The organism is Microcoleus sp. B3-A4 (genome assembly GCF_036705385.1).
GTDB lineage: Bacteria > Cyanobacteriota > Cyanobacteriia > Cyanobacteriales > Microcoleaceae > Microcoleus.
The window spans coordinates 67,577-92,363 of the sequence record NZ_JAUBUI010000007.1 but is presented as its reverse complement, the minus strand read 5'-3'; the positions used below and the strand labels follow the sequence as shown (position 1 = coordinate 92,363).

General features: G+C 44.0%; 23 protein-coding genes and 1 pseudogene. 9 read left to right on the top strand and 15 right to left on the bottom strand.

All coding sequences use genetic code 11. The features are described 5' to 3' along the window. Positions 1 to 134 precede the first annotated feature (134 nt). Together QUB33_RS05855 and QUB33_RS05850 are read left to right on the top strand one after the other, a co-directional pair. Complete coding sequence (locus tag QUB33_RS05855) at positions 135 to 284, top strand: hypothetical protein (protein ID WP_333348478.1); 150 nt, start codon at positions 135 to 137, stop codon at positions 282 to 284. Positions 285 to 973: 689 nt separating this feature from the next. Continuing rightward, positions 974 to 1,339 carry a hypothetical protein gene (locus QUB33_RS05850; protein ID WP_333348476.1) on the top strand — a complete coding sequence of 122 codons (366 nt, stop codon included), beginning with the start codon at positions 974 to 976 and terminating at the stop codon, positions 1,337 to 1,339. Positions 1,340 to 2,010: 671 nt separating this feature from the next. Here the strand turns inward: QUB33_RS05850 and rppB are convergent. The 9 genes from rppB to QUB33_RS05805 all read right to left on the bottom strand — a co-directional run bounded on the left by rppB (position 2,011) and on the right by QUB33_RS05805 (position 9,286). Continuing rightward, positions 2,011 to 3,396 carry a two-component system sensor histidine kinase RppB gene (gene rppB / locus QUB33_RS05845; RefSeq protein ID WP_333348475.1) on the bottom strand — a complete coding sequence of 462 codons (1,386 nt, stop codon included), beginning with the start codon at positions 3,394 to 3,396 and terminating at the stop codon, positions 2,011 to 2,013. A 224-nt stretch (positions 3,397 to 3,620) separates the two neighbouring features. After that, positions 3,621 to 4,091: a DUF2808 domain-containing protein gene (locus QUB33_RS05840; protein WP_333348472.1), complete on the bottom strand. Its 471-nt coding sequence runs from the start codon at positions 4,089 to 4,091 to the stop codon at positions 3,621 to 3,623. Positions 4,092 to 4,204: 113 nt separating this feature from the next. Then, positions 4,205 to 4,678, bottom strand: a complete 474-nt coding sequence (locus QUB33_RS05835; RefSeq protein ID WP_333348470.1) for a hypothetical protein — start codon at positions 4,676 to 4,678, stop codon at positions 4,205 to 4,207. Positions 4,679 to 4,774: 96 nt separating this feature from the next. Next, positions 4,775 to 5,251, bottom strand: a complete 477-nt coding sequence (locus QUB33_RS05830) for a DUF2808 domain-containing protein (RefSeq protein WP_333348468.1) — start codon at positions 5,249 to 5,251, stop codon at positions 4,775 to 4,777. A gap of 165 nt (positions 5,252 to 5,416) precedes the next feature. After that, complete coding sequence (locus tag QUB33_RS05825) at positions 5,417 to 6,451, bottom strand: C39 family peptidase (RefSeq protein ID WP_333348466.1); 1,035 nt, start codon at positions 6,449 to 6,451, stop codon at positions 5,417 to 5,419. An 81-nt stretch (positions 6,452 to 6,532) separates the two neighbouring features. Next, entirely contained in the window at positions 6,533 to 6,862 is a 330-nt protein-coding gene (locus QUB33_RS05820) for a four-helix bundle copper-binding protein (protein ID WP_333348464.1), read from the bottom strand. 162 nt (positions 6,863 to 7,024) lie between these two features. Further along, positions 7,025 to 8,080 (bottom strand): acyltransferase, encoded by a 1,056-nt coding sequence (locus QUB33_RS05815; RefSeq protein WP_333348462.1) that lies wholly within the window; start codon positions 8,078 to 8,080, stop codon positions 7,025 to 7,027. A gap of 96 nt (positions 8,081 to 8,176) precedes the next feature. After that, complete coding sequence (locus QUB33_RS05810; RefSeq protein ID WP_333348460.1) at positions 8,177 to 8,683, bottom strand: hypothetical protein; 507 nt, start codon at positions 8,681 to 8,683, stop codon at positions 8,177 to 8,179. Positions 8,684 to 8,782: 99 nt separating this feature from the next. Then, complete coding sequence (locus tag QUB33_RS05805; RefSeq protein ID WP_333348458.1) at positions 8,783 to 9,286, bottom strand: hypothetical protein; 504 nt, start codon at positions 9,284 to 9,286, stop codon at positions 8,783 to 8,785. Positions 9,287 to 9,511: 225 nt separating this feature from the next. Here QUB33_RS05805 and QUB33_RS05800 point away from each other — a divergent pair, with 225 nt between their 5' ends. After that, positions 9,512 to 9,658, top strand: a complete 147-nt coding sequence (locus tag QUB33_RS05800; protein WP_015211800.1) for a hypothetical protein — start codon at positions 9,512 to 9,514, stop codon at positions 9,656 to 9,658. A 599-nt stretch (positions 9,659 to 10,257) separates the two neighbouring features. Here the strand turns inward: QUB33_RS05800 and QUB33_RS05795 are convergent. Together QUB33_RS05795 and QUB33_RS05790 are read right to left on the bottom strand one after the other, a co-directional pair. Beyond that, positions 10,258 to 11,565 (bottom strand): hypothetical protein, encoded by a 1,308-nt coding sequence (locus QUB33_RS05795; RefSeq protein WP_333348456.1) that lies wholly within the window; start codon positions 11,563 to 11,565, stop codon positions 10,258 to 10,260. 3 nt (positions 11,566 to 11,568) lie between these two features. Further along, on the bottom strand, positions 11,569 to 12,645 hold the full coding sequence (locus QUB33_RS05790; RefSeq protein ID WP_333348454.1) for a cysteine synthase family protein: 1,077 nt from the start codon (positions 12,643 to 12,645) through the stop codon (positions 11,569 to 11,571). 559 nt (positions 12,646 to 13,204) lie between these two features. Between QUB33_RS05790 and QUB33_RS05785 the strand changes: the two genes are divergently transcribed. Further along, positions 13,205 to 13,651, top strand: a complete 447-nt coding sequence (locus tag QUB33_RS05785) for a heavy metal-responsive transcriptional regulator (protein WP_333348452.1) — start codon at positions 13,205 to 13,207, stop codon at positions 13,649 to 13,651. Here QUB33_RS05785 and QUB33_RS05780 read toward each other — a convergent pair whose 3' ends face one another. From QUB33_RS05780 to QUB33_RS05765, 4 genes are all read right to left on the bottom strand, one after another. Continuing rightward, positions 13,652 to 16,777: an efflux RND transporter permease subunit gene (locus tag QUB33_RS05780; protein ID WP_333348450.1), complete on the bottom strand. Its 3,126-nt coding sequence runs from the start codon at positions 16,775 to 16,777 to the stop codon at positions 13,652 to 13,654. Positions 16,778 to 16,934: 157 nt separating this feature from the next. After that, complete coding sequence (locus QUB33_RS05775) at positions 16,935 to 18,881, bottom strand: efflux RND transporter periplasmic adaptor subunit (RefSeq protein WP_333348449.1); 1,947 nt, start codon at positions 18,879 to 18,881, stop codon at positions 16,935 to 16,937. Between the two features lie 73 nt (positions 18,882 to 18,954). Continuing rightward, on the bottom strand, positions 18,955 to 19,671 hold the full coding sequence (locus tag QUB33_RS05770) for a DUF305 domain-containing protein (RefSeq protein ID WP_333142764.1): 717 nt from the start codon (positions 19,669 to 19,671) through the stop codon (positions 18,955 to 18,957). A gap of 548 nt (positions 19,672 to 20,219) precedes the next feature. Further along, positions 20,220 to 20,363 (bottom strand): hypothetical protein, encoded by a 144-nt coding sequence (locus QUB33_RS05765; RefSeq protein WP_333302392.1) that lies wholly within the window; start codon positions 20,361 to 20,363, stop codon positions 20,220 to 20,222. Positions 20,364 to 20,412: 49 nt separating this feature from the next. Between QUB33_RS05765 and QUB33_RS05760 the strand changes: the two genes are divergently transcribed. From QUB33_RS05760 to QUB33_RS05740, 5 genes and pseudogenes are all read left to right on the top strand, one after another. Then, positions 20,413 to 20,757 carry a metalloregulator ArsR/SmtB family transcription factor gene (locus QUB33_RS05760; protein ID WP_333151755.1) on the top strand — a complete coding sequence of 115 codons (345 nt, stop codon included), beginning with the start codon at positions 20,413 to 20,415 and terminating at the stop codon, positions 20,755 to 20,757. Positions 20,758 to 20,801: 44 nt separating this feature from the next. Beyond that, on the top strand, positions 20,802 to 21,392 hold the full coding sequence (locus tag QUB33_RS05755) for a cation transporter (protein ID WP_333151753.1): 591 nt from the start codon (positions 20,802 to 20,804) through the stop codon (positions 21,390 to 21,392). A 191-nt stretch (positions 21,393 to 21,583) separates the two neighbouring features. Beyond that, positions 21,584 to 21,877, top strand: a pseudogene (locus QUB33_RS05750) (transposase); the annotation flags it as partial. Positions 21,878 to 22,066: 189 nt separating this feature from the next. Continuing rightward, positions 22,067 to 24,049, top strand: coding sequence for a heavy metal translocating P-type ATPase (locus QUB33_RS05745; protein WP_333151751.1), 1,983 nt, complete (start codon positions 22,067 to 22,069; stop codon positions 24,047 to 24,049). 66 nt (positions 24,050 to 24,115) lie between these two features. Next, entirely contained in the window at positions 24,116 to 24,763 is a 648-nt protein-coding gene (locus QUB33_RS05740; protein WP_333151749.1) for a hypothetical protein, read from the top strand. Positions 24,764 to 24,787: the final 24 nt, after the last annotated feature.

The following is a 24,787-nucleotide window of genomic DNA, read 5'->3' as shown; positions in this document are numbered from 1 at the left end:
TACCCCACTCCAACCCTCCCCGAACCCGCGGGGAGGAAGTAAGAATTCACAAATGATTTAGGATTGCTATAACTACTGTCAAACAGATGACTTTGACCTTCCCCATGACAAGAAGCTTTGTTAGCAGGAAGCCAATGACAGTCACCGGAAGCATCTCGGATAAGGTAAAAGAAACATTGAGGAACGATCCTCTGCGAGGGCTGCGCCAACGGAAGTTCAATTTTACCGTAGCTTGCGTGGCGCGTAGCGCCATCGCCCAACCCGGACACCAGTTGCTGCCATAGTAGAAAAAGCAGTCCTTCGGTTCCTTAAACCATTCGATGTGATTTTTAGTTATTGTGGCTATTTTGCTCATTAGATTTAGATGTGATTGATGAGAGATAGTCATAGTTATGGAGAAAAAACATCATCGTCCAAAAGCGAAGGACTACGTTAATAGCATTTAAGTAGCTTTTAGTCAATTAATTGTATTTCATACTTACAACCAACGAAAAGCATTTTATATTCAATAAAACTGTCATTGCCAGTGAGTCCTAAGCGACCACTAAGAACAATTAGACAAAGCTACAAATTGACAATCTGGTCATCATGATTTTCCTTGTCCCTGGATTGCCTGTCCGTAAAAAGCACAAAAACTGAGGTGGTAGCATTTCTTGATAAACTGCCGTGATTTCGTGAGGATACGGCTCGATATGTGATGTGAATAGCTAAGAATCGATCGAATAGATGGGCAAGGTGAATCCGAGGTTTTCCGAAATTTAGCGAAATAAACCCTCATCAGCATCGAATTACTAAGAAAATCTGTGGTGAACAATTTCCCGATTTTGCTCATCTAATTCCAAGATTACCTGAATTTCTCAACAGCCACTGTTATCAGTTTGATATAATTGTGACTAGGTATTGAGTTGGTGCGAGACTTTTTCCAATTTGTTGCGCCAGTGCATAATATTTGGTCTACGCCTCTCTACTACGGATGAAAAAGTACCTCAACCTCGTCACCGCCCTCCTCGCCTCGCTCAAACCCAAATCCGAGCTTCCCATAATCGATAGCTACGGTGAATCCCCGCTAACCCAGGAACAGCAGCAAGCTCTCATGGAATGGCTGTTCGCCAGTTTGATGGGTGCGGGGTACTTCGGCAAAGCTCACCTGATTTGGGATGATGGCAAAGACAGAGAGCGGGAGATATTCACCGCATTGATGAGAAATGAGCCGATATTCCTGTACCGCCAGGGAGTGCGACCTACCCCAACGGTTGAAGGATATGGCTGGCGACTGATTGGCGAACATCCGAGTTTGCGGGTGTATCAGTTAGAGATGGAGAGTGAAAGCTCTCCTTGACCTGGAAGCGATTATTATAAGGGGAAGCTGCCGTTAGCAAAAATTTGCCGAATTTAAGAAGCAAGTATGGGTGCCGGGAGGGTAAGCTTTCTAGGTTGATTGACATTTGCATCAAAATTCATTTGCATTCCGAATTCTAAGTTGTAAGCAGTCAGATGCAAATGTTGAGTTTCAAGATCGGCTTGAATTAAAATATTAAACAAAAGGGAATGGCTAATATTGCTACGAATAAGGTTTTTTAAACCCTGTATAATATCATCGTGTTACCAACAAATTCTATGATCCAGGAAAGAGAGTGATAATGGAAAGAAGAAGGGGAAGAAAACCCTGCTTAAAAACATAGGATTAAAGAAGCGACTTATCAAAGATGATTGCACAAGCCCTCGATCCTAAAAAATCATGTGTGGTCGAGTTGGAAAAAGCCCTTTGTATGCGTAGGCTAGCTCAAACTCCAAGGGTGGGAGAAGATAAAGTGCCGCTTTTATGTATATGCTCGCAGATGGTAATGCACGGCTTGTGATCTATTTCACCTGTTTTTCTTGCACCATTACTACCTTTCTTCGTCCGAAAATCCATACAGTGTTTACTTCAACCACTTATTCAGCAAGCCCTAGTTAGTTAAGTATATTTGTCCATCATACCATAAATGTGCAGCGCCCAACGCCCAAGTTCTAGGATGTGCCGATTACTCCATGATTCATGGCATCATTCATCAACGCCGCATTTCTTTCTCGAAATCGCAGTGTGAAAATGCTACCCGTACCCAATTTACTTTGCACAGTCAGGCTACCGCCATGTGCTAAGGCTATAGCTTGCGCTATCGCCAATCCCAATCCCGAGCCGCCAGTAACGCGATCGCGTGAACTGTTAACTCGATAGAACCGGTCAAAAATTTGCTTTTGATCTTCTGCTGCAATCCCACACCCTGTATCTTGGACATGAATCACAACTAAATGGTCACTTTTCTCTAAAATAACAGTTACTTTGCCACCAGGTGAAGTGTATTGAATGGCATTGACAATTAAATTAAAAACTAAGCGATAAAGCTGGTTAGAATCACCAATAACAGTCAATGGCTGATGCACCGGCAATTCCGATGTTAGCGCTACCTCTCTGGCGATCGCCATTGCTGCCAATTCCTCGACTAAATCGCTAACCAAGTCATTTAAACAACACAATTGAGGGCGATCGGGTATCGGTTGATTATCCATCCGCGCCAACAGCAACAAATCAGCCACTAACTGAGTCAATCGGCGGTTTTGGCGCTCTACAGTTCGCAAAATTTCCCGCGCTTCTTTTTCATCCAATTCAGACATCAACAGCCCGGATTCTACTGTCGCTTGGGATGCCGCTAAAGGCGTTCGTAGTTCGTGAGCGGCATCCGCTGTAAACTGTTGAATTTGTCGGTAGGAAGCATAAATTGGTTTCATTGCCAATCCTGCCAGCCACCAACTAGAAAAGCCTACCAAGATTAACGCAGTAGGCAATCCCAACTTTAAAACTAATCTGACTGTACTGAGATAATCGTTGAAGTCTTGCAAGCTCCGCCCCACTTGAAAATATCCCCAATTTTCCTGATTTTGAGTGTGCAGCGATACTGAAATTTGGTGATAAATATTGCCTGTGCTGTCAGTGATTGTTTGCCAGTTTTGCGAGTTAAATGTCGGTGGCAATTTTTCGGGATAAGCGCCTGCTGTAGCAATCAAATTTCCTGACTTATCAAATAAACGGATATAGTAATAGCTTTGGTTGATAGCGCTTAAAGTATGGCGGCTTGGCAACTGTTCTTTAATGCCGTTAACTCCAATGAGGCGGAGGTTGGGCAAAAGTTCGTTTACTATTGGCTCTAAGCGTCCGGGCTGCTGCAATTTGAGTTCTAGGCTGTCATGTAGCGTTCCCGCTACCGATTCTAATTCCCGGTCTAGGGCTACCCAGTGAGCGTGGGCGATCGCCTTATATACACCAAATCCCAACAAGCTTAAAATCAAACCCATTACTGCTGCATAGGAAATGGCTAATTTCCAGCGAGTCCGATTAAATAGTTTATTTTGATTCATCTTCCTAAGTGGTAATTGGTAAGTGTTAAAGTGTTAATAGCTAATTGGTCAGGGCATAACTCTAATTTATAGCAGTAAATCTTTTTAAAAATTGAGCAACAAAAGATAGCACTCTTCAGACTTTTTTAGCTTTTAGCCTTTAAGTAAGAGCAAATTTTAAATTGCAATTTTCTCGAATTTATTCAAGTTAATTGCAATTTAAAATCCCTAACTGCCAGCTACCTTTAGTAGGTTTGAATTAAAACTGTACCGAGTGGTACTTCTGCATTTATTCCCACCATTTTACCAGAGATAGCATAGCCCCAATTCCGACTGTAACCAGGAGTGTATATGCCCCGCATATCAATTGATATGGTGGTATCAGGAGAAACAGGTTGGGAGAAAACTACTGTGGCTTTTCGGTTATTAACAGAAACTTGAGACTCGATTTTTTGACCAGATTGATTTTTGACCTCAATTCCGCTACGCATTTTCACATCATCCGGCAAATCAATTGCAAGTGCCGAAAGAGCTTTTCCCTGAACGTGAACTTCAAAATGATGGGTAGCACCCTGAAAGCGAGCGTTATTGGGATGGGCGCCGCTGTGTACGAGGTGAGAAACATTAGCATTTCGCATGGCTCCTCCTGCAAGAGTAGTCGGGGCATTAAATGCTAGCACAAAGGTGAATGCAGCAGCGTAAAGTAACTTTTTCATGGCGATGCTCCTCAAATAATTAACTCAATGGACTCGGCATTAATTGGTTTAAAAGCCCTGAAATAAATCCAGGTCAGATGTCAGTCGTTTAAAGACTCAACCTTCACAAGCATTTACCAACGCGGGAGAGTTTGAATATTGGCCGTACCAACTTTACTGTCTGAACTCTGACCCACTTTCTTGGCATAAACGCGGTATATATAATTACGCGGGTAGATTGAAGCCTCAACCTCAAGCATAGAAATTGTCAGCACAGTCCCGGCAACTACAGGTTTGGAGAAAACTACCGTTGCTTTTCCACCTTTAACAGAAGTTGTTGCCTCAATCTTTTCACCGGATTGACTGCTTACTTCAATACCCTTGATTCGCAGTGATGGCAACTGAATTGACAGTTCTGAAATGGCTTCTCCCTCAACGTGAACGTCAAAATCGTGGAAGGCTCTCCAAGTTGGGTAGTCAGGATAGGAACGGCCTCCGACAATGTGAGGAGATTGGGAATCTCCCGGTATTCCTGTTGCTTCTGCTGCGGAGATAGAAGAGGTAAGAATTAAGGCAAATGCTGCACTAATACTAATTAATTTTTTCACGACTGCACTCCTTGAAAACTAACGTTTGGCTTATTTCTTAGTTTGATACGTATGGATGAAATCAGGATGAAAGATCGGCCGTAACACCTGATTTTTTTATTGATAGCTACGAACCCGTGCTATACCGAGGATAATGTCTGTATTGTCGCCAACTAATATAGCAGTAAGTTGGTACATCCAAGCGTTAGAAACTCCAGAAATTATTACTTTATTCATGGTAATTTTGATTGTGTTTTCGGGAGAAAGAGGTTGGGAGAAGGTTAGTATAACTTGATTGCTGTTGACAGAAACCTTAGTGTCAATTTTTTGACCTGAATCGTCAGATATACTGATATCATCCCTGACAGTTAACCCCGCAGGAACGCTAATTTTTAATTGAGAAATAGCCCTAGTTCCTTGAGGAATGTGCAGCCGGAAAGTATGCCTGACGATTCTTGCCTTAGTTTCCGGAAATTGTACTGCACTATCAATGTGAGGAAAATTCTCGGCGCCTGTTCTGGTGCTCGCATGGACAGCAGGAACTAAAACTGTGGCTGACAGAGCAAATACAGCACCGTAAATGAGTGTTCTCATAGTTTTGACTCTCTAGGGAATTAAGTACAGTACGCCAACCTACTTCAACATTCATATTTGAAGAGTTAGCTTCTTATTAACTAGATTGACAGCTAATTATGAAATCAAGATGAAATATGAACCAGTGAGAGGTGAATTTTAATAGCAAACAAGCGCTTTACTCTCTTACTTGGAAATGAAATGAACCCAGAAATTTCCATCTGCCATACAAACGCGACGGATTAAATCATAGGAATAGTGAAGATAAGCTCCATTGGCGTTGTTGTTATACCCGCTAGCAAACCATTCTCCATAAGGATCGTGAACAATCAAGCCAGTTTCGTCATATCCAACTACGGGCAGAATATGACCGAAAGGAGTAAAATAGCCATGTATGACCGTTGGGTTTCCATCTACTAACCAATCTTTAACTTCCTCAAATGTCGCATTCTCTTTAAAGGTATCTTGAGCACCATACTCTCTGACAATTTTTGCTAAGTCGTAGGGGTTCCAGCGACTGTAACCTTTGTTGAGTGCATATTGGTAGAGTTCGTCCTCAAATTGACCGATCTTGTCCCGGCGCTGTTTGTTGAGGAACTGCAAGCACATTGCCATTGATGTGACATTGCAAGCACCAGTCGGATTATAGTAATTATCCAGTTGGTACTTGTAAGGAAAATTGGCAAGTTGAAAGCTCTTAGGCTTAGTTTTTGGATAAATTACCTTTCCTTCTTGTAAAATTTGGACGTGCGACCTATAGACATACCAGATTTGAGAATTTTTAAAGGAATCTTTTCGGAAAGCTACTCGGATGTGATCGCGAACCATTTCATAAGAGACAAGCTCCAATACTTTCCCCGTTTCAATTTTTTGTTTCTCTGCATCTGATAAATTTAACGCATAGATAGGTCTAGCCTTGAGAACTGTCTCATTAACTATCTTGAGGACAGGAGGTGGAAATTTGAGATCCGATGGCTTGGCTTCAATAAGTTTCTCGGCTGTTTTTGCTCCGATAAATCCTGGTTCATCAGTGCACTGAATCAGCTTGTGAAATCGATTGAGAGCCGCAGTAGAGACTGGACTAAAGATGCCGTTGGCTGGAGGGTCTAGCAAACCTAAGTCGATGAGACGAATTTGGATTTGGCGAGTGAGCTCTTTATCGGCAGCGATCGCCTTTACATCCACCTTCTTATTTGTTCCTACAATATTTTGGAGTTTCATAATTAATTTATTGAATATTGGAACTAACTGTTTCCAGACAAGGTGAGTATTACAAATCCCACCTTGCCGAAGCGTGATTAATTAAGCAGCAGCACTTGCCATATCGCGACATTCCGCAGCACAGCCCCGACAAGCTTCAGCGCATTTTTGACAGTGTTCGTTTTGATGTTTCTCGCACTCGCTAGCGCAAGCTTCGCAGATATCCGCACAGACTTTACCGATTACCTCTGCAAAGCACGAACCGCGACTCATAAAACTAGCGCAAGTCCAGCAGATGTTTGCACAATCTCGGCAGAGTCGGCGGCATTCTGGCATTTCTCCGATGCAGAACTCAGCGCATTTTTCGCATTCAGTAGCGCACTGAACCACTGTATCGCAATAGGATGGGTAATTGTGTGGGTGTTCGCTCATAGGTAAAGATCCCTGAAAAGTTTAATGTTTTAAATGATTGAGCCACATTTAACTCTCCTTAACTTCACATTGACATTACGCAATGAAATCTGGATGAAATTGTTAAACCCATTTTCCACATCTTCCAGCGCCTTTGCCCCAGGGATGTGGCGTAAATCCAGATTAAATTCCCAGAATGTACTGACTGTAATTCTTGGGTAAAAGTTTTTGCAACAGGTAAATAATCCCAAAACAAACTAGCAAATCTACCGTCACTAAAACTCCGAGCTTGAGCAGGGGATCGGGAGAATACATAAATTTATAAGACGCTAAATTAGCATAGTTTACTACCATCACATCTAGCAGGTATATAGGAAAGGAGTAAGTCGCCAATATTTTGACTAATTTCGATACTTTACTAGGAAGTATGATGCTTTGAGAAAATGCCAATATCGACAGTACGAACAAAATTGCGTATCCTTGAGTAGATAGTTTAAAAAACGATCGGGCAAACCAGGCATCCGAATTCACTTCACTGAGTACGTAAAATTCCCAAATACTTGCTAGATAGAACAAGATAGTTGCTGCTAAAATAAGCATTCTTTGGCGCTGAAGGTATCCTTGAATGTTGTCATAGCAACTGCCAAGAACTAAACCAGTGGAAAACGGCAAAATCCAACTAAAAATCCAGCGCTCTATCAGCGGTATAGGTATGGAAGGTAAGTATTTGAAAGCAACTAAGTAAAAGACTATGGTAAAAGCTATTTGAATGGTGAAACCCAAAGCCAAAACTTTTCGGGACTCAAAAAATCTTAATTTAACTAGAATCCACCACCACAAATAGCATTGAACAATCACAACTATAAAATAATAGGGGGGCAGCACAGAACCTGTCAGCACATCTCTAACTAATCCGAGTAAATCAAATCGTTTGAGGTTGCCAAAATTATTTAAAATGTAGAAGGCTACCGACCAAAAAAGATAGGGTGGTATAATTCGCGATAGCCTTTTCTTTAATATCAGCGTTGGGTTATTTTGATTCTCACGCTTGTTGGTAAGAAAAAAACCGCTAAGCAGTAAAAATGCAGGTACGCAGAAAAGCTGGAGTGTATCGATCGCAATAAATAGAAGTCTGCGATCGGGTAATGACAAAAACCCAGCATGAATAATCACAACACTGACGATAGCAAAAGCTCGGATTAAATCAAATTCGATGCACCTGTTAGAAGCTTTTAGCATTGTAAACAAGGGGTATTTAGAGGGGAACAATCGGCTGTAAACGATATAGTTAATGGTTTCACTCTTAATTTGCCAACTATTGGCAGTGCCGTATCCCTAACGATTGAACGTAAATCGACCGTCTACCTTTTGACCCTTAATATCAGCAGTAATCTTCATCTGATACTGACCAGCAGCTTTTCCAGGCAGCAAAGCAGTATAGTGCTGGTCTTTCTGGTCATAAGTAAAGGTAAGATCCTTTTGAGTGCGATCGGGCATCTGAATTTGACCGGTTATCTTCGCATTAGGTATTGTCTGGTGGTTGTCGCCTCTTTGCAAATAGAAATCCAGGTGAGTTCGATCGGCTTCTTTTTCGACCACCAACTCTAAATGATAAGGGCCTGATTCTACTACTTGACCCCCTTTTGATGAATTAGAATGATTAGGAGTTGCAGCTATTTGTGTAGTCGGGTTGAGTGATAGTGACGGTTTTGTTCCAGAAGCATTTGGACTAGCAGCGGGGCTGCTAGCAGCATTTGTGACCTGCGTAGCATTGCCATAGGTTGCTACTAACATCATTCCCGCAGTACCTGCAACGATTAAACCAGTCTTCAGAGATTTCATTTGTTTTTGTCCTTTGTTTGTTAGTAATGAACAATGACTGCCCCAAAATTCATCAATTCTTGAAGCAAAATTCCTATGCGTTCAGAGCAAATCAGCTATCTATTGACTGAAGGTAAAACGACCGTCAACTTTTTCTCCGTTAATATCCGCAGTCACTTTCACGGGATAACTTCCTGCATCTTTGCCTGGAAATACAACGGCGTAATGTTTGCCATCAGCATCGTATTTAAAGTCCAGCGTTTGCTGCTCTCCATTCGGAGACTGCACTTGTGCCGTCACTTTTGCATTAGGAATCGGTTCGTGGGTATCACCTTTTTGCAAATAAAGATCTAAGTGAGTTCCGGTATCCTCTTTCAGAGTTAAAAGTTCTAGGTGGTAAGGTCCAGACTCGACAACTTGACCTCCTTTAGATGGTTTGGGAGGTTCTGTTTTAGCAGATGCTGCAGGAGAAGCGGCCGGACTGGAAGTATTAGGTTGAGAGGCAACAGGAGCGGATGTTGGGCTGCTGTTTGGGCCGGTTCCTTGGTCGCTTTTGCTGCAAGCTCCCAAAAACAGCAATCCGACACTGGCTAGAATAACTAAGCTTGACTTGAGCGCTTTCATTCGATTTATTTTTTGGGTACAATGATTAGAATATGACACCCAAAAATGAAATCAGGATGAAATCTTCAGATTTTCCTACAGGTATTCGGATTGTGACATCGGAAATTCAATATTTTTATCATTTTTAGTCTTCCCCCCCCTTGACTCTATAGCCGACTTGAGGGTTTATGCTATATATAGTTTCCCAAAGAAACTTTTCGATCCTAGATTCCCAGGTAAAAATTCATGATAAAAGCAACTCAGACTAAACGCTTCACTCTTGCAGCTTTGACGGCAGTTCTCCTGACAGCAGGTACAGCCGCGGTTGTCTTTGCCGCCGGCCCCTGTACTACTCCTACTCCTGACTGCCCTCAAGCTAATTGCGATAAATAATCCTTATTTTTCCACGGCGTGTAGATTCCATCGCGAATTTTTCGCCGGATAAGCAAGAGAATATCCGACAGCAGCACGATCTCAATTTTGAGTGACTGCTGCTTTTTTCTCCAATATTCTTCTTGACAATATAGAGTATTTTATCGAAAAATTGGATAACTATAACCACTACACAAAACTGAAAGTGGCTATCACTATAATGATTGGGTTCCAACTTGCCTAAAACTGCTATGAAAAAATTGGGAACAGAATCCTTAGAACAGCAGCTACTAAAAAGTCGTTCAACAATTATACTTACTCACATCAAATCTGGTAGCTAGTTTTCTAATTGCTCTTTTACCCTACTTCTCGAATAGTGCGATCTTGCTTGTGTGCACACTACATATAGTGTGCACACAAGTAAGTCCTGAGATAGTATAACACCCTGGCGGGGTGACAACCCCGCCAACTGTAATCGACAATTAAAGCGATGGCGATGGGGAAACTAATGATGATGCCAAGAAGTAAATACTGATTAGCGATCTCTCAAAATTTTGATGGTTTACTCCATGCGATCGAGGATGTCTTACACCTTGCGTCCGGCACAGCCTTGGCGGTTGCTATAATTGTTTGCGTAAATTGAACGCGAGACAGGATACTTCTATTGTTAAAGAAATAATCATCGCGCTCGCAGCCGCAATTGCACCCGATGCCCCAAGCTGAACTGCACCGAACGCAACTAAAAGCAATATAGTCGTGCCAATCCAAGTTGCATAATTCAGACCTTTGGTTTGACCTGCCCCGACCAAAAAACCTTGAGTAGCATTTTGCACCGCCACCAGAAGGGGTACAAACGCGCACAACAGCAATACGGGACGGATACTCTCAACCAGGGCTTCATCGTTGCCGATAAAACTTTGCACAACCTGCAACCCAAATGGCGTTGTACTACCTAAAAACAACAGTAGCGAACAAAACCCACCCACACTGAGGGCAAATGCAATTAATTGGCGATCGCTCACTTGATCTCGATTTTTGATAATCACCTGCTGCACCATGCGAGTCGCATTGGCAATCACCAAAACCAATCCCCAAGCCGCCGGCCAAGCGGCCAATGCAATATTAGCGTCTTGGGCGCGGGCAATAATTCCCACCAGGACAGCACGTCCACCCCAGACTACCAGCATTGAAGAGCCTAATGGCCAGTAGAAATTCCACACACTTTTGAGATTGGTGGGTAGCTTTAACTCAGAATCAATTGTTCCAGGCGAACGAGTGGCTCCTAGTCGCTGCGCCGCAATGGTTACAACCAGCGCCTCTGAGAGAACCCCCGCGATCAAAGCAGTCCCCGCCAGCAGTGCGCCTGACATTTTCAACATAAATCCGCCCCATAACGTTAGGGCTACAATTAACAAACGAACCATGCTAGCTTTGGCAACCGCCTGAGAATGACCTGTGTGGATGAGCAATCCTTGAAAATAACGCCGCCACGCGATCGCCAAAGGCCACAGAAACATTAACGTCAACACAGTCTGCACCGTCTGCCGCAATTGGGGTGGAATTCCTAACAGCGTCCCTCCCAGCGTGGCGAAAATAAACGGCAGCGTCAGCAGCAACAGTAACGCACTCAGTCCGCCCCCTGCTAAAAGCGTAAATCGCCACAAGGCGCGACGCGATCGCCCATTCGGTGCAAGCGCATTCGAGGCGTGCAGAATCATAATAATCGGACTTTCAAAAAAGACCGCAAGGGCTTTGGCAATGCCTACGGCTGCCAAATTCACCCGTGCATCGGGTAAATGAGCTAGGGCAGCCGTCATCATCGGATCGCCAAAAGCCATTGCCACATCGCTGAGGGAGAGAGGAATAAATTGCCGCCATAAATCTAGCAGACCGATTTTAGACGGACTTTGAGAAGCCTTTAAGGTCATTGTTTATGCAGGTTCTTGCTGTCGCACGAGGGTAAGAGGGACGCTTTGAAGGGCGTTAATTGTAGCGGTGAGGGCTTTTTGTTCTAAGATTTCAATCCCTTGTTGGGACAGCCATTCTGGATTGTAGACTGTTTCGAGATAGCGATCGCCCCGATCCGGGTTCAACAGTACCATGCGTTGAGGATGGGGATGCTGCTGGCTGTAAGCCAGGGCAGCGGCAACGATAGCGCCTGTGGATGCTCCTAACAACAAGCCTTCTCGACGTGCCAGGGCATGACAAACAGAAAAGGCAATGCGATCGTTCACAGAATACGCTGCATCCAGTGCCATTGGATCAAAATTGGGCGGTACAAAAGATAACCCCAATCCTGTCATTTTATAGGGGTGAGACGGCGTGCCAAAAATAGCCGAACCTGCCACATCTACGCCGACAATTCGAGTTTGGGGATGACGCTGTTTAAAATATCGGCTAATTCCCGCCAATTGTCCCGCCGTACTAACGCCAATAACGATAACATCTGGTGCTACGGGAAAAGCCTGTTCGATTTCGCGAGCAGTAAATTGCTCGTGGGCAGTTGGGTTTTCGGGATTGCGGTGCTGGCAAGGATACCAGGCACCAGGAATGGTTTCGGCGAGTTCTTTGGCTTTTTTCATCCTCGCAACTTGCATCGATCCATTGGCATCTGCCGCACTCAGGGGGACATCTACCAATTCTGCTCCATAGGCAGCCAGCATTCGCCGAATCGGGGGCGGTGTTTTACCATCGATGACAATCATCACGCGATAGCCTCGCGCTGCACCAATCATTGCTAAACCAATGCCGAAATTACCAGAACTAGATTCAACAATTGTGCCGCCGGGGGCGAGTAACCTGGTACGTTCTGCGTGTTGAACCAGACATACAGCATTTTTCTCTTTAATGCTGCCACCGGGATTACAGGATTCTAATTTGAGATAAAATTCGTGATGCTGACAGAGTTCGCTCAAGCGATTGAGACGAACAATGGGAACCTGTCCAATTGCCTGGGTGATATCGCGAGCTAGGGATGATTTCAGCGCTGTTTGTAAGAGTTGAATCATTGATTTAGATCCTTCAAAATACACGGTAGTTAGTCCTGGTCATCTATCTTGCTTGCCTGCGGGAAATTTTAGTATCCGAGCGCGAGATCATGCTTATCAATTAGCCAGAAGCCCTCTTTGCCTAATTACAAGCTTGCAACTTCAAAATCAGGGTAAACGCATCTAATTTCTAAATTTTCATATATAGCTTCTGAGTAAATACAAAAGCGCTACAGGTGCAAAAACCGTTCTCAATAAACAACACTAAAGCCGAGTTATTATCATCACACCAAAATGAAATTTGGGTGAAATAAGTCAGGTTTAGTGATTTAAAAAGATATAGGAAATAGCGCCTGATATAAGTAGTTTTTATATTGGCAGGGGCAGGAGATAAATAAGAAAATCCCAAAAAGCAGCAGTAACTCCAAACTGAGTTACTGCTGCTTTTTGAGTCACTAGGATTATGGACAAAATAAAATATTTTATCAGCCCAAATTGGGTGAGTATAACCAGCACAAAAAAGTGGAAGTAAAAGTGGCTACCGCTATAATGATAGGGTGCCAATTTACCTAGAACTGCTATGACAAAATTTGCAACAGAATCCCTAGAACAGCAACTACTAAAAATAGGAGAACTAGCCAAGCAAACTGGTGTTACTGTAGGCACCCTGCGATACTATGAAAGCCTAGGGTTACTGGAACCTGCCTTACGCAACAGTAGCGGTTATCGTTACTACACAGCCGATGCTGCCAGACAAGTGCAATTTATTAAGAAAGCCCAAAGACTCAACTTTTCTCTTCAAGAAATTCAGCAAATTTTGACCTCTCGCCGTCAAGGAATAACAGCTTGTCCGCTAGTGCAAGACTTATTAAGTCGCAAAATAAATTTCTTTGAGCAGGAAATTCAGCGCATGAGTGCGTTCAAAGCTGAGTTGGAAGCTTATAAAAAACTTTGGACAAATCGAGCTTCAGACAATCCCGATAGCGAGGAACTTTGCACTTTGATTGAGGGAGTGAAGGAGGGTTGATCAGTTCGCTATTTCAGCTTTAACTACCTTCCCGTCTTCAATAACTGGCTGAGGTTGTTGAGGTCGTAAAATTTTCCCAAATTTAGCATACAAAGCTGGCAAAACTAACAGAGTCAAGGCAGTAGAAGTAAACAATCCTCCTAAAACTACTACTGACAAAGGTTGCAGGATTTCTTTTCCGGGGCCGCCTTCTAAGACTAAAGGTGCTAAACCTAAAGCTGAAGTTGAAGCCGTCATCAAAATAGCATTGAGCCGTTCCATCGAGCCTTTAACAATAGCTTCCTTAAAAGGCATTCCCTCGGCAAATTTAGTGTTGTAGTTGTCTACTAATAACAAGCCGTTGCGGGTGGCAACGCCAAATAAAGTGACAAAACCAACTAAAGAAGCTACAGAAATGATGCCGCCAGTCAAAGCTACAGAAATTACTCCTCCCACTAATCCGAGGGGTAAATTAATCATAATCATCGCAGTTGAAGGAATTGACTTGACGGACAAGTACATCAATACTGTAATTACAAGAAAAGAGATCGCACTAAATATCATAATATTTTGCGAAGCTCTTTGCTCGGCTTCAAATTGACCGCCGTACTGGATAAAATAGCCAAAAGGCAACTCCACCTCTTGTTTGACTTTAGCTTGAATTTCATTCACAACCGATCGCAAATCCCTACCTTTAGCATTAGCCGCCGCCACAATCAAGCGAGAAACATTCTCGCGGTTAATCGTATTGGGGCCAGTACCGTATTTGACAGTAGCAACTTGGGCGAGGGGAATTTTATTACCGCTTGGAGTATCAACCAACAAATTCTGAATAGTTTCTAAGTTATTTCGGGCTTCAGGCTGCAACCAAACAACTAAGTCAAAAGTTTGCTGCACTTCCAAAACTTGAGAAACAACTTTGCCGTTTAAAGCTGTCTCAATTAATTCAGAAAGCTCTCCAATTTTTAAACCGTATCTACCCGCAGCTTGACGGTTAAAATTAATTTGAATTTGTTGCACTGGCACCTGCGGTTCGAGTTGCAAGTCTACAATCCCTTCAACAGTTTTCATTTGCTCTTCAACTTTTGCACCGATGCTGCGAAGCTGATCCAAATCCGGGCCAAAGATTTTGACAGCAATCTGACTTCTGACACCAGATAAAACCTCATCCATCCGGTGAGAAATAAAACCGCCGATATTTGGTGCAACTCCCGGCAATTTAGCAAATTCCTGCCGCAACGCCTCCAAAGTTTTCGGCCTGTGTTCCATGCCCTCCTCGCTCAAACCGATATCAATGTGAGCTAAATTGACTCCCGCAGCATCAGCATCTCCCGGAGCTCTGCCCGATCGCACTTGCACGTATTCAAACCTGCTATCATCCTTAAGTGCATCTTCGATCGCAAAAGCCGCGCTATCTGTTGTTTCCAAAGACACCCCCGGATAAAGCAGAATAGTATTTACCAAAGTTTGCTCCTGAAACTCCGGTAAAAACACCCGTCCAAAAGATGGCAAAATAATTAATGCAGCCACCATGCTAGCAGCAGCTAAAGCTAAAATTATCGCCGAATAGCGCATTGACAATTCTATAAAAAAATGATAGATACGCTTGCAAAATCTCGGCAGCCAAGGTTCCTCGGAACTCATGCGTTTGGTAGGCAACAAGATAGCGCAAAGGGCGGGAGATATTAACAGCGATTCCAGACTAGAAATCACAACAACTACCAAATAAGTAATCCCCATCGGCGTAAAAATCCGACCTTCTACACCGGGCAAAGTAAAAATAGGAGAAAACACAACAATCCCAATAACAGTCGCTCCAATTAACGAATCGCGCACCTCTTGACTGCCGTCAAAAATCACATCCATTACCGGACGCGGATTAAGAGAAGACCTATTTTCTCTCAAGTTGCGGTAAGTATTTTCGGCATAGACGATCGCATCGTCGATCGCAGTGCCGATCGCCACCGACAAACCCCCTAAAGTCATCGTATTCAGCCCCAGCCCCAGCCAATACATCGCCAGCAGCGCGAACAGCCAAGTCAGAAAGAAATCCAGCAAAACAACCGCCAGAGTGCGCCAATTCATCAAAAACGGGATCAGGATGATGGTAACAATGATGCTGCCTTCAACTAAAGCCGATCGCACATTCTCCACCGAGGAATTAATATATTCTTCCTGTCGAAAAGTCACAGTAACTTTAATATCTTTTGGCAGAGCTTGCTGCACCTCAGCCATTGCTGCCTCAACCGCTTTAGTTACCGTCGGAGTATCAGCAACTGGCTGTCTGTTTACCATCACAATCACAGCTTTTTTGCCGTTAAAACTGCCATCGCCCCGCTTGATTGCAGCACCAATTTTGACATCAGCGACATCAGCAATTCTGACAGGCGTTCCGTTGCGAGAGGCGATCGCAGATTGCTGCAAATCTTCCACAGACGCAATCCGCCCCACCCCCCGGATTAAAGTTTCTCGATCCGGCGTAATTAAATACCCCCCCGGCGCGTTAACATTCGCAGCCGCTGTCGCTTCGGCAACTTCCTGCAACGACACATTAAAAGCTTTCAACTTTGCAGGTTCTACTAATACTTGATACTGCCTCTGATCGCCGCCGTAAGCCACCACTTGAGCAACGCCAGTCACAGCTAGAAGGCGATTTGTGACTTGCCAATCCACCAGACGGCGCACTTCCATCAAAGGAGTAGTTTCCGAGGTAAAAGCATAGGTAATCACCAGGCCTACCGGTGAAGTTGTCGGAGAAATTTGTGGTGCTTCTACTCCTGCGGGAAGCTTGCTTTGAGCTTGCTGCAACCTTTCTGTTATCAACTGGCGGGCTTGGTAAATTTCAGTTCCCCAATCAAAGATTACCTTAACGGCAGAAAGCCCTACAGCGGAAGACGATCGCACTGCTGTTACCCCTGGAGTTCCGTTAATCGCACTTTCGATCGGTAGTGTTACCAAAGACTCGATTTCTTCCGGCGCCAGCCCCGGTGCTTCCGTCTGAATTTCGACTTGCGGGGGTGCAAAAGGAGGAAAGACATCAAGGGACATTTGGGGGATGATATACAATGTCCAAAGACTAACAATAATGGTAGCGATAACAACTAGCCAGCGGCGGTTAATTACCCATCTGAGAATAGTGCTGAACATTTTATTATTTTGGAGTTAATATAGCGGTTCTCAAGCGTGGTGAGGTATGGGGGCGAGTCTTATGCCTATGCCCTATGCCCTATGAGCACCTCATTTTACTGAGAAAGGCTATAGATAGATACTTCTGCAAACTAAATTGCTATATTCACGCAATTGTTTACTTCAAACTCTTGACTTCTTTCTCTTGAGCTTTAACGTGATGGTTGTTATTGTGTAACAGCAGTTCATTGTGCAACGGCGATGCAGAGTCGGAAAAACTATTGTTTCCGGCATTGTTTCCAGAATCCACTGCTAATGCTGGCAATTTGCGCCGATTTCCCAACAACACGCCGGCTGTGAAAGTCAGGGATGCGATCGCAACTGCTCCCCCTATTCCCGTCCACCAGAAAGAGACGGGTAAATTATTAAAATTAACCTCTGCTACCTTTGGAATTGCCTCTTTTTTTTCCTCGTCTTTTGAGGGCTTGCTGCCGCCCCGCAAAGATTGTGCGTAAAGTTGAGGTGCTCGCTGCGTTACTATCAAATCTCCCTCAAATAAACCACTCTTAACTTCAACTAAATCTCCTGCCGTTTGACCGAGCTCAATTTCAACAGCTTGATAAGCATTGCCATTTTGGACGTAAACAGTTTTTTTACCGCTAACATCCACTACCGCCCCACTCGGAATTGCTAAAATATTTGTTGCAGTTTTGTCGGTTAAAATCTCCAACTCCGCAAACAGTCCGGGCTTTAATTCGCCGTTAATATTATCTATTTCTGCTTTCACCGGCACAACCCGCGTTTCTCCTTCGACGGATGACCCAATGAAGGCGATTTTTCCATTGAAAATGCGATCGGGTAAATTAGCGACTTTTACCCTGACTACCTGACCCTGTTTTACTTTATTTAGGTCTTTTTCGTAGATATTGGCGGTGGCAAAAACGCGGCTGTCATTTAAGAGACTCATCAACGGTTTTTCAGCGTTTACTGACTCTCCTAGAGTGATTTCGCGATCTGCTACCGTCCCCGAAATCGGAGCAACTACGGTAACGAGTCCTCGATCGTTGGCAACCGTTCCTAATTGTTGGAGCCGCGCTTGATAGGGTGCGTCAGCCAAACGAATGCGCGACTGAGCAACTTGGACGGCAGTTTTGCCACGTTTAACTTGGTTCTCGGCTTCTAGGACTTCCCGGCGGCTCTGAGCTCTGGTAAGTTGAGCTTTTGCTTCTGCAACCATGCCTTGAGATTCCCGCAATTCCCGCATTGGGAGGTCTACTTCGGCTTGTTTAATTTCGGTTTGAGCTTGGATAACTTCAGGACGGCTTTTTGCCTTAGCAACAGTGGCTTGTGCTTCGGCGAAGTGCGCTTGCGATTCCAGCATTGTGCGCCGCGCGATCGCCCCAGATGCCACTAATTCTTTGTCGCGCTCGAACTGTTCTTTTGCCACAGTTAATTCTGTTTCTGCCCGCGCTATTTCGGCTTGCGCTATTTCAACTTGGCGCTGATAGTTTTCTTTAGCGGCTTGCACAACTGAACGGTTGTTTACTAATTCTTGTTCTTGCTGGTACTGCTTAGTTGCCGCCGTCAATTGGGTTTTGGCTTGGGCGATTTCTGCTGCGGATATTTGAAGTTGGCGATCGTAATTTTCTTGTGCTAGTTTTAGATCTCCTTGTGCTTGCTGCAAATCTGCCTCAGCTTCGGCACGTTTCGAGAGAGATTCAACCCGCAATTGTCCTAATTCTGAACTCGATAAAACCGCAACCAGTTGACCTTTTGATACTTTGTCCCCAGGCTTAACCAGCAACTCTACTACTTTGCCAGCAACCGGAGCCGTAACTTCTACTTTTTCGTTGGGTAAAGTTTCAATTTGTCCTGTGGTTTTGATGCCGATATCTAGTCGCTGGCGAGCGGCTGGGGAGACTTTAATTCCTAATCGTTTTGCTGTTTCGGCATCGACAGAAATAGCAGTAGGAGTTTCAGTTGTTTCGCCACTGTGCTTAAATTCATCTCCGTGTCCCGCGTGGGCAAAAACGGGGGTGGACTCGATGAATAACAAAAGAGTCAGGAGTATTCCCGAAAAGTGAACTATGGGTGCTGAGGAGCGGACACGGCGGTAGTATTGCATGATTGAGTAGGGGAGAATCTGAACTCAAAGATCAGTTTTGCAGATCAAAATGAAATCCGGGTGAAATATGGTGTTACTGTTTGTACCAAGCTTGTCGCCACTCTTTCATTTGCTCGATTTCTTGCTTTTGCGAAGTCACAATCTCTTGGGACAATTTGTTTATTTCCGGCCGCTTCGACTTCTTCAAAGCATCTTGGGCCATCACTAAAGCTCCTTCGTGGTGGGGAATCATCGCATTGAGAAATCGCAAGTCAAATTGGTCGTCAGCGGCCCCTAAATCCATGCTCATCATCATGCTTTGCATTTGTTCGGGAGTCATTGCCATCGTGTGACTCATTGCAGCGTGATAAGCCATTGGCGTACTGCTGGCTTTGGCATACCAAGCTTTTCGCCACTCTTTCATTTGATTGATTTCGCGGTTCTGAGCGGCAATCATCTCATTTGCTATTTTTTTCATTTCCGGGCGTTTGGATTTATTGAGTACCTCTTTTGCCATGTTTACAGCACCTTGATGGTGCAGTGTCATGCCATCAATAAATCGCAAATCGTACTCGGCATCAGCCGGGCCTAAATCCATTGACATATTGTGATCCATGCCATGATTCATGCCACCCATGCCACCTTGTGCCGCGTCTGGCTTGTTGTTCACTTCGGTTGCAGCCGTAACGTTTGGGGCTTGAGTTTGGCTTGTAGGAGCTTTTGAACAAGCTGCGAGCACTCCGCTGGTTAGGGCGGCTGTGGCGATCAATGTCAGCCCTGCAAAGCCGGTTTTTAATGAAATTGGTTTCATACATTTTATATGCTTAAAAGGACTATTTATCTTCAGCTTTCCACATATAAATGAAATTAGGATGAAATTTTCGACTGGAAATTGTAAAAAATTATTGCTGTGCCGTCGATCGAACTCACATTTAAGATTTACAGGACTCACAACCTAATTATGTAGGGTGCACAGTGCGCGCCTTACCCCTATGGGTAGGGTGTCAAACCACTTTTTCCATAATTCCTGATTAATTTCGCAATCCCCCATTAACTCTCCAGTGGACTAGAGAAGTCCAAGCAGTTGACTCAGCCGCCGTTGTTTAAGCCGATCTCAAGACGAAGTTGGTGACAATTCAAACTGTGAAACCGGAAAATGAAGTTAGGGAAGCGAGCGCATCTGTTGGCTATCCAGGCGCTTGAAGACAGAAGTCAGAATATTACCCCTCCCAATTTCACAGTGCATATATGGATCATCTGACAGTCAAACTCCAAGGCATGAGTTGAGTCGATGGCCCCTTCTGCTGGTATCCAGCGCGTTTTTGCTGAAGTTGGACTAGACCCAAAAGCAGCTCAAATCTAAACACTGCAAGCACCAGGGAAAATTGTAGCGATGCTGGGAGATGGGATTAACGATGCTCCGGCTTGGGCAATAGCGGATGTGGGAACTGCGACGCTGCTCACGTAAGGGTATAAATAAGCTTTCAGGTGTTGACATATCATTAGTTGCTGATATGATGATATAAAAGAGCTTTGTATTGAAGCTAAGCATATGATTGTCTCTGCTCAATCCCAGTCCACTCGCTTGAAAGCAAAACTCTTTCGTGGGTTTTCCGATCCATCACGATTGGCGATTTTGGACGTGCTGCGATCGCGTCCAATGACCGTGAGTGAAATTGTTGAAGCAACCGGGCTATCGCAATCTAACACCTCAAACCACTTGGGCTGTCTCCGTGATTGCGGTCTGGTAAACACCCTGCAGCAAGGACGGTACACCAGTTATCAACTCGCCGATGCACGAGTTGCTGAGATTTTGGAAATGGTTGAAGAGTTACTGGCTGATGTAGCAAAAGGAGTTTATGAATGTACCCGCTACAACTGCTCAGAGAACGAATAACAACAAGCTAAACAGGAGGCACGATGTCAGACTGTGGATGTCACATGGAAGCCAAGAACGCAGCCGAGCGTAAAACGTTGCGAATTCTGTTACTTATCAATGGCACAATGTTTGTCGTCGGAATTGTGGCAGGAGTTTTAGCGGATTCAACTGCCTTAGTTGCAGACTCATTAGATATGTTTGCAGATGCTTCAGTTTACACGATGTCGCTGTATGCAGTTGGCAAATCGGCGCATCACAAGAATCGTGCAGCGACTCTAAGTGGTATTTTTCAGATCACGTTAGCCGTGATGGTTGTCGTCGATGTGATTCGACGGTTTGTTTGGGGAAGTTCACCGGAATCAGGTTGGATGATGGCAATGGCTTTTTTGGCCCTGATTGCTAACAGTTATGGTTTGTACCTTCTCTCAAAGCATCGTAAGGGTGAGGTACATATGCGGGCAAGTTGGATATTTACGCAGAATGATGTAATTGCAAATTTTAGTGTGATCGTCGCAGGTTTCCTAGTCACTCTATTTAATTCTCGGTTTCCTGATTTAATTGTTGGATTGGGAATCGCAAGCCTAGTCGTTTGGGGTGGAATCAGTATTATTCGAGATACACAACGTGACAGAATGAAGCAACAACGGCTGTAGTAATACCGCTTAACAGGTTTTGCAGCAACGATTTGAACGTTTCTCGCTTCGTTTTAGTTTTTTCATCGCCGAGACATAGAAACAGTACCAAAAATAGCTATGAGTAAAATGTACTCCAGCAACTTTACTTTGGAACAATGGGAGTTGATTGAACCTTTTATTTCACCTCCAACATCTAGGGATCGTCACCCAAGGTTGAGGTGTGGAATGTCCTGAATGCAATCTTTTACCTGTTAACCCAAGGCTGTACTTGGCGTGACTTATCGGGAGACTTCCCACTTTGGCAGAGCGTCTATCGCTACTTCTGCACCTGGCGTAAAGACGGAACTTTGCTGAGGCTACATGACCGACTTAGAGCCTGGGTTAAAGTTAGCCACAACCGAGCGGTGAGTCCGTCTGAAGCCATCGTGGATAGTCAAAGCGTCAAAAATGCAGCAATGGTAAACCAAGCAATGGGATGTGACACAGGCAAGCAAATAATATGAGTCAATAATTTTTACTTAACATGAGCAAAACGATAATAATTCTTACTCTCGATCGCAACTTGTGACCGCAAACTTGAGCTAACTAGCAGCCAAACTTTTAACTCAATAATTTACCAAATTGTTAGCTTTGGAGATATAGTATGAATATATGTTCATAAGTTAATTATGTTTTTCCATCTAGGAGGCATCATGAAAAAGACAAAAGCATCAGATTCCGGCTGCTGTAGTTGCAGTCACGACGATCGCCCCGATCTCAGTAATGAGAATCATAACCATGACCACAGCCACAACCACGGGAACGGAGATTTTAACCTGAAGCAAGAATTGATTCCTGTGATATCGGTTGTTGTCCTATTTGTTGGCGGTTTAATTTTTGAAGAAAAACTGCACAACACGCCCTATTCTATAGGTGAATATCTGGTTTTCATCCCAGCCTATCTTTTAAGCGGATGGAATGTTTTAACCAGTGCGGGTCGCAACATTCTGCGAGGTCGATTTTTTGATGAAAATTTCTTAATGACTATAGCAACACTCGGCGCTGTAGCCATTCACAAACTCCCTGAAGCAGTCGGGGTGATGTTGTTTTTCAAAATCGGAGAACTTTTTCAAGAATTTGCTGTAGGGCGATCGCGTCAATCGATCAAATCGCTTTTAGAAATTCGCCCAGATTATGCCAACCTCAAGGACAACGGCGACATTAAAAAAGTTGCACCAGAAACAGTAGTCATCGGCGATATCATCCTTGTCAAACCGGGAGAAAAAATTCCCTTAGACGGTGAAATTATAGACGGCAATTCTCAGCTTGACACGTCTGCACTAACTGGAGAATCAGTACCTCGAACCGTGAAAGTTGGAGAAACAGTTTTAGCAGGAACAATTAACCAGACAGGAGTTCTCACCGTCAAAGTTACTAAACTCTTCGGTGAATCTTCAATCTCCCGAATTCTGGAATTAGTAGAAAATGCCAGAAGCAAAAAAGCTGAGACTGAGAAGATGATCAGCAAATTTGCCAGTTACTACACGCCCTTTGTAGTCTTTGCATCGCTAGCAGTGGCTTTAATTCCGCCTTTGTTCATTTCAGGAGCAACTAATGCAGACAGATTTTTGTGGGTTTACCGCGCCCTAGTCTTGTTAGTTATTTCCTGCCCTTGCGGATTGGTGATTAGCATTCCTCTGGGATACTTTGGGGGAATTGGCGGTGCAGCCAAGCGCGGGATTTTGGTTAAAGGCTCGACTTTTCTAGATACTCTGACAGCAGTCAAGACAGTTGTTTTGGATAAAACAGGAACTTTGACAAAAGGAGTTTTTAAAGTAGCACAAATTGTGCCTAAAAATGGTTTTTCCCAAACAGAGTTGATGGCAATAGCGGCTAAAGTAGAATCTCAATCCAATCACCCAGTCGCGAAATCTATTATGGAAGCTTACGGCGGAAAAATAGATTCATCGGATGTGAAAGATTACGAAGAAATAGCGGGGCACGGCATTCGGGCGAAAGTAAATAATCAAATTGTGCTTGCCGGAAATGACCGTTTGCTGCACCGAGAAAATATCCCTCACGATGTCTGCAATGCTGAAGGTACGATCGTACATTTAGGGGTAGACAACCGCTACGCTGGGTATATTTTGATTGCTGACGAGCTTAAGGAAGACGCTGTACAGGCTATTCGCGACCTCAAGAAACTGGGTGTTGAGCGAATCGTGATGCTCACAGGAGATAATCAAGCTGTAGCTGAGAGTGTTGCGAAAAAGCTCGGTTTAGATTCCTACTTAGCTGAGTTATTACCTGAAGGAAAAGTAGAGGCGATCGAAAAACTGATCTCCCAATCTAAAAAAGGCGATAAAATTATCTTCGTCGGGGATGGAATTAATGATGCACCCGTACTTGCTAGAGCTGATGTGGGCATAGCAATGGGAGGTTTGGGTTCGGATGCGGCGATCGAAACTGCCGATGTTGTAATTATGTCAGATGCACCCTCCAAGGTGGCTGAAGCCATCCAAATTGCCAGAAAAACTCACAATATTGTTTGGCAAAATATCATTTTTGCCCTGTCAATTAAAGCGATATTTATTGGTTTGGGTGTTTTTGGTTTAGCGACAATGTGGGAAGCAGTTTTTGCTGATGTTGGGGTGGCTTTAGCAGCTATTTTCAATGCGACTAGAGTTTTAAAGTAGTCGGCTGACAACTCCAGGAGGGCGGGCAATTCCTTCCTCCTTGTAGCAATTTGTAGAGGAAAGCAAATGGAAAGTATGCTCAAAATTCTGTTGGGAAGTCTAGCTCTTAGTATTATTCACGCATTAATTCCCAACCACTGGATGCCTTTAATTGCGATTGGTAAAACTGAAAATTGGTCTCGCAGCGAAACTTTGCGGGCTACAGTAATTACAGGAGTTGCTCATACCCTCAGCATTATCCTAATTGGAATTGTCGTCGGCTTATTCGGTTACAAGTTCGCTGCTACCTATGTAGAGGCCGCTGAAATAATTGCGCCTTTAGTTTTATTAGTTTTAGGAATTATCTATCTTTTGGCAGAGTTAGATAGTTCTCGCAGGCACCACCACCATCACGCGGAAACAGTTAATTTAACTACCAAGCGATCGCAATTTCAAATCCTAGCTGTTTTAGGAACAGGAATGTTTTTCTCGCCTTGCATCGAAATAGAAGCCTATTTTTTTTCAGCAGGAACGATTGGTTTGAGCGGCATACTTGTAGTTTCTGTGGTCTACTTAGTTGTGACAGTTTTGGGAATGGTTTTGCTAGTAGACTTGGGAATGAAAGGAGTTAATGCTTTAGAAGAAAAGCTGCATTTTTTCGAGGCTCACGAACAAGGATTAACCGGAGCAGTATTAATCCTTCTAGGAATTGTGGCTTATTTCATCAAAGTGTAAAATGGTTGGTAATACAATTTAGTC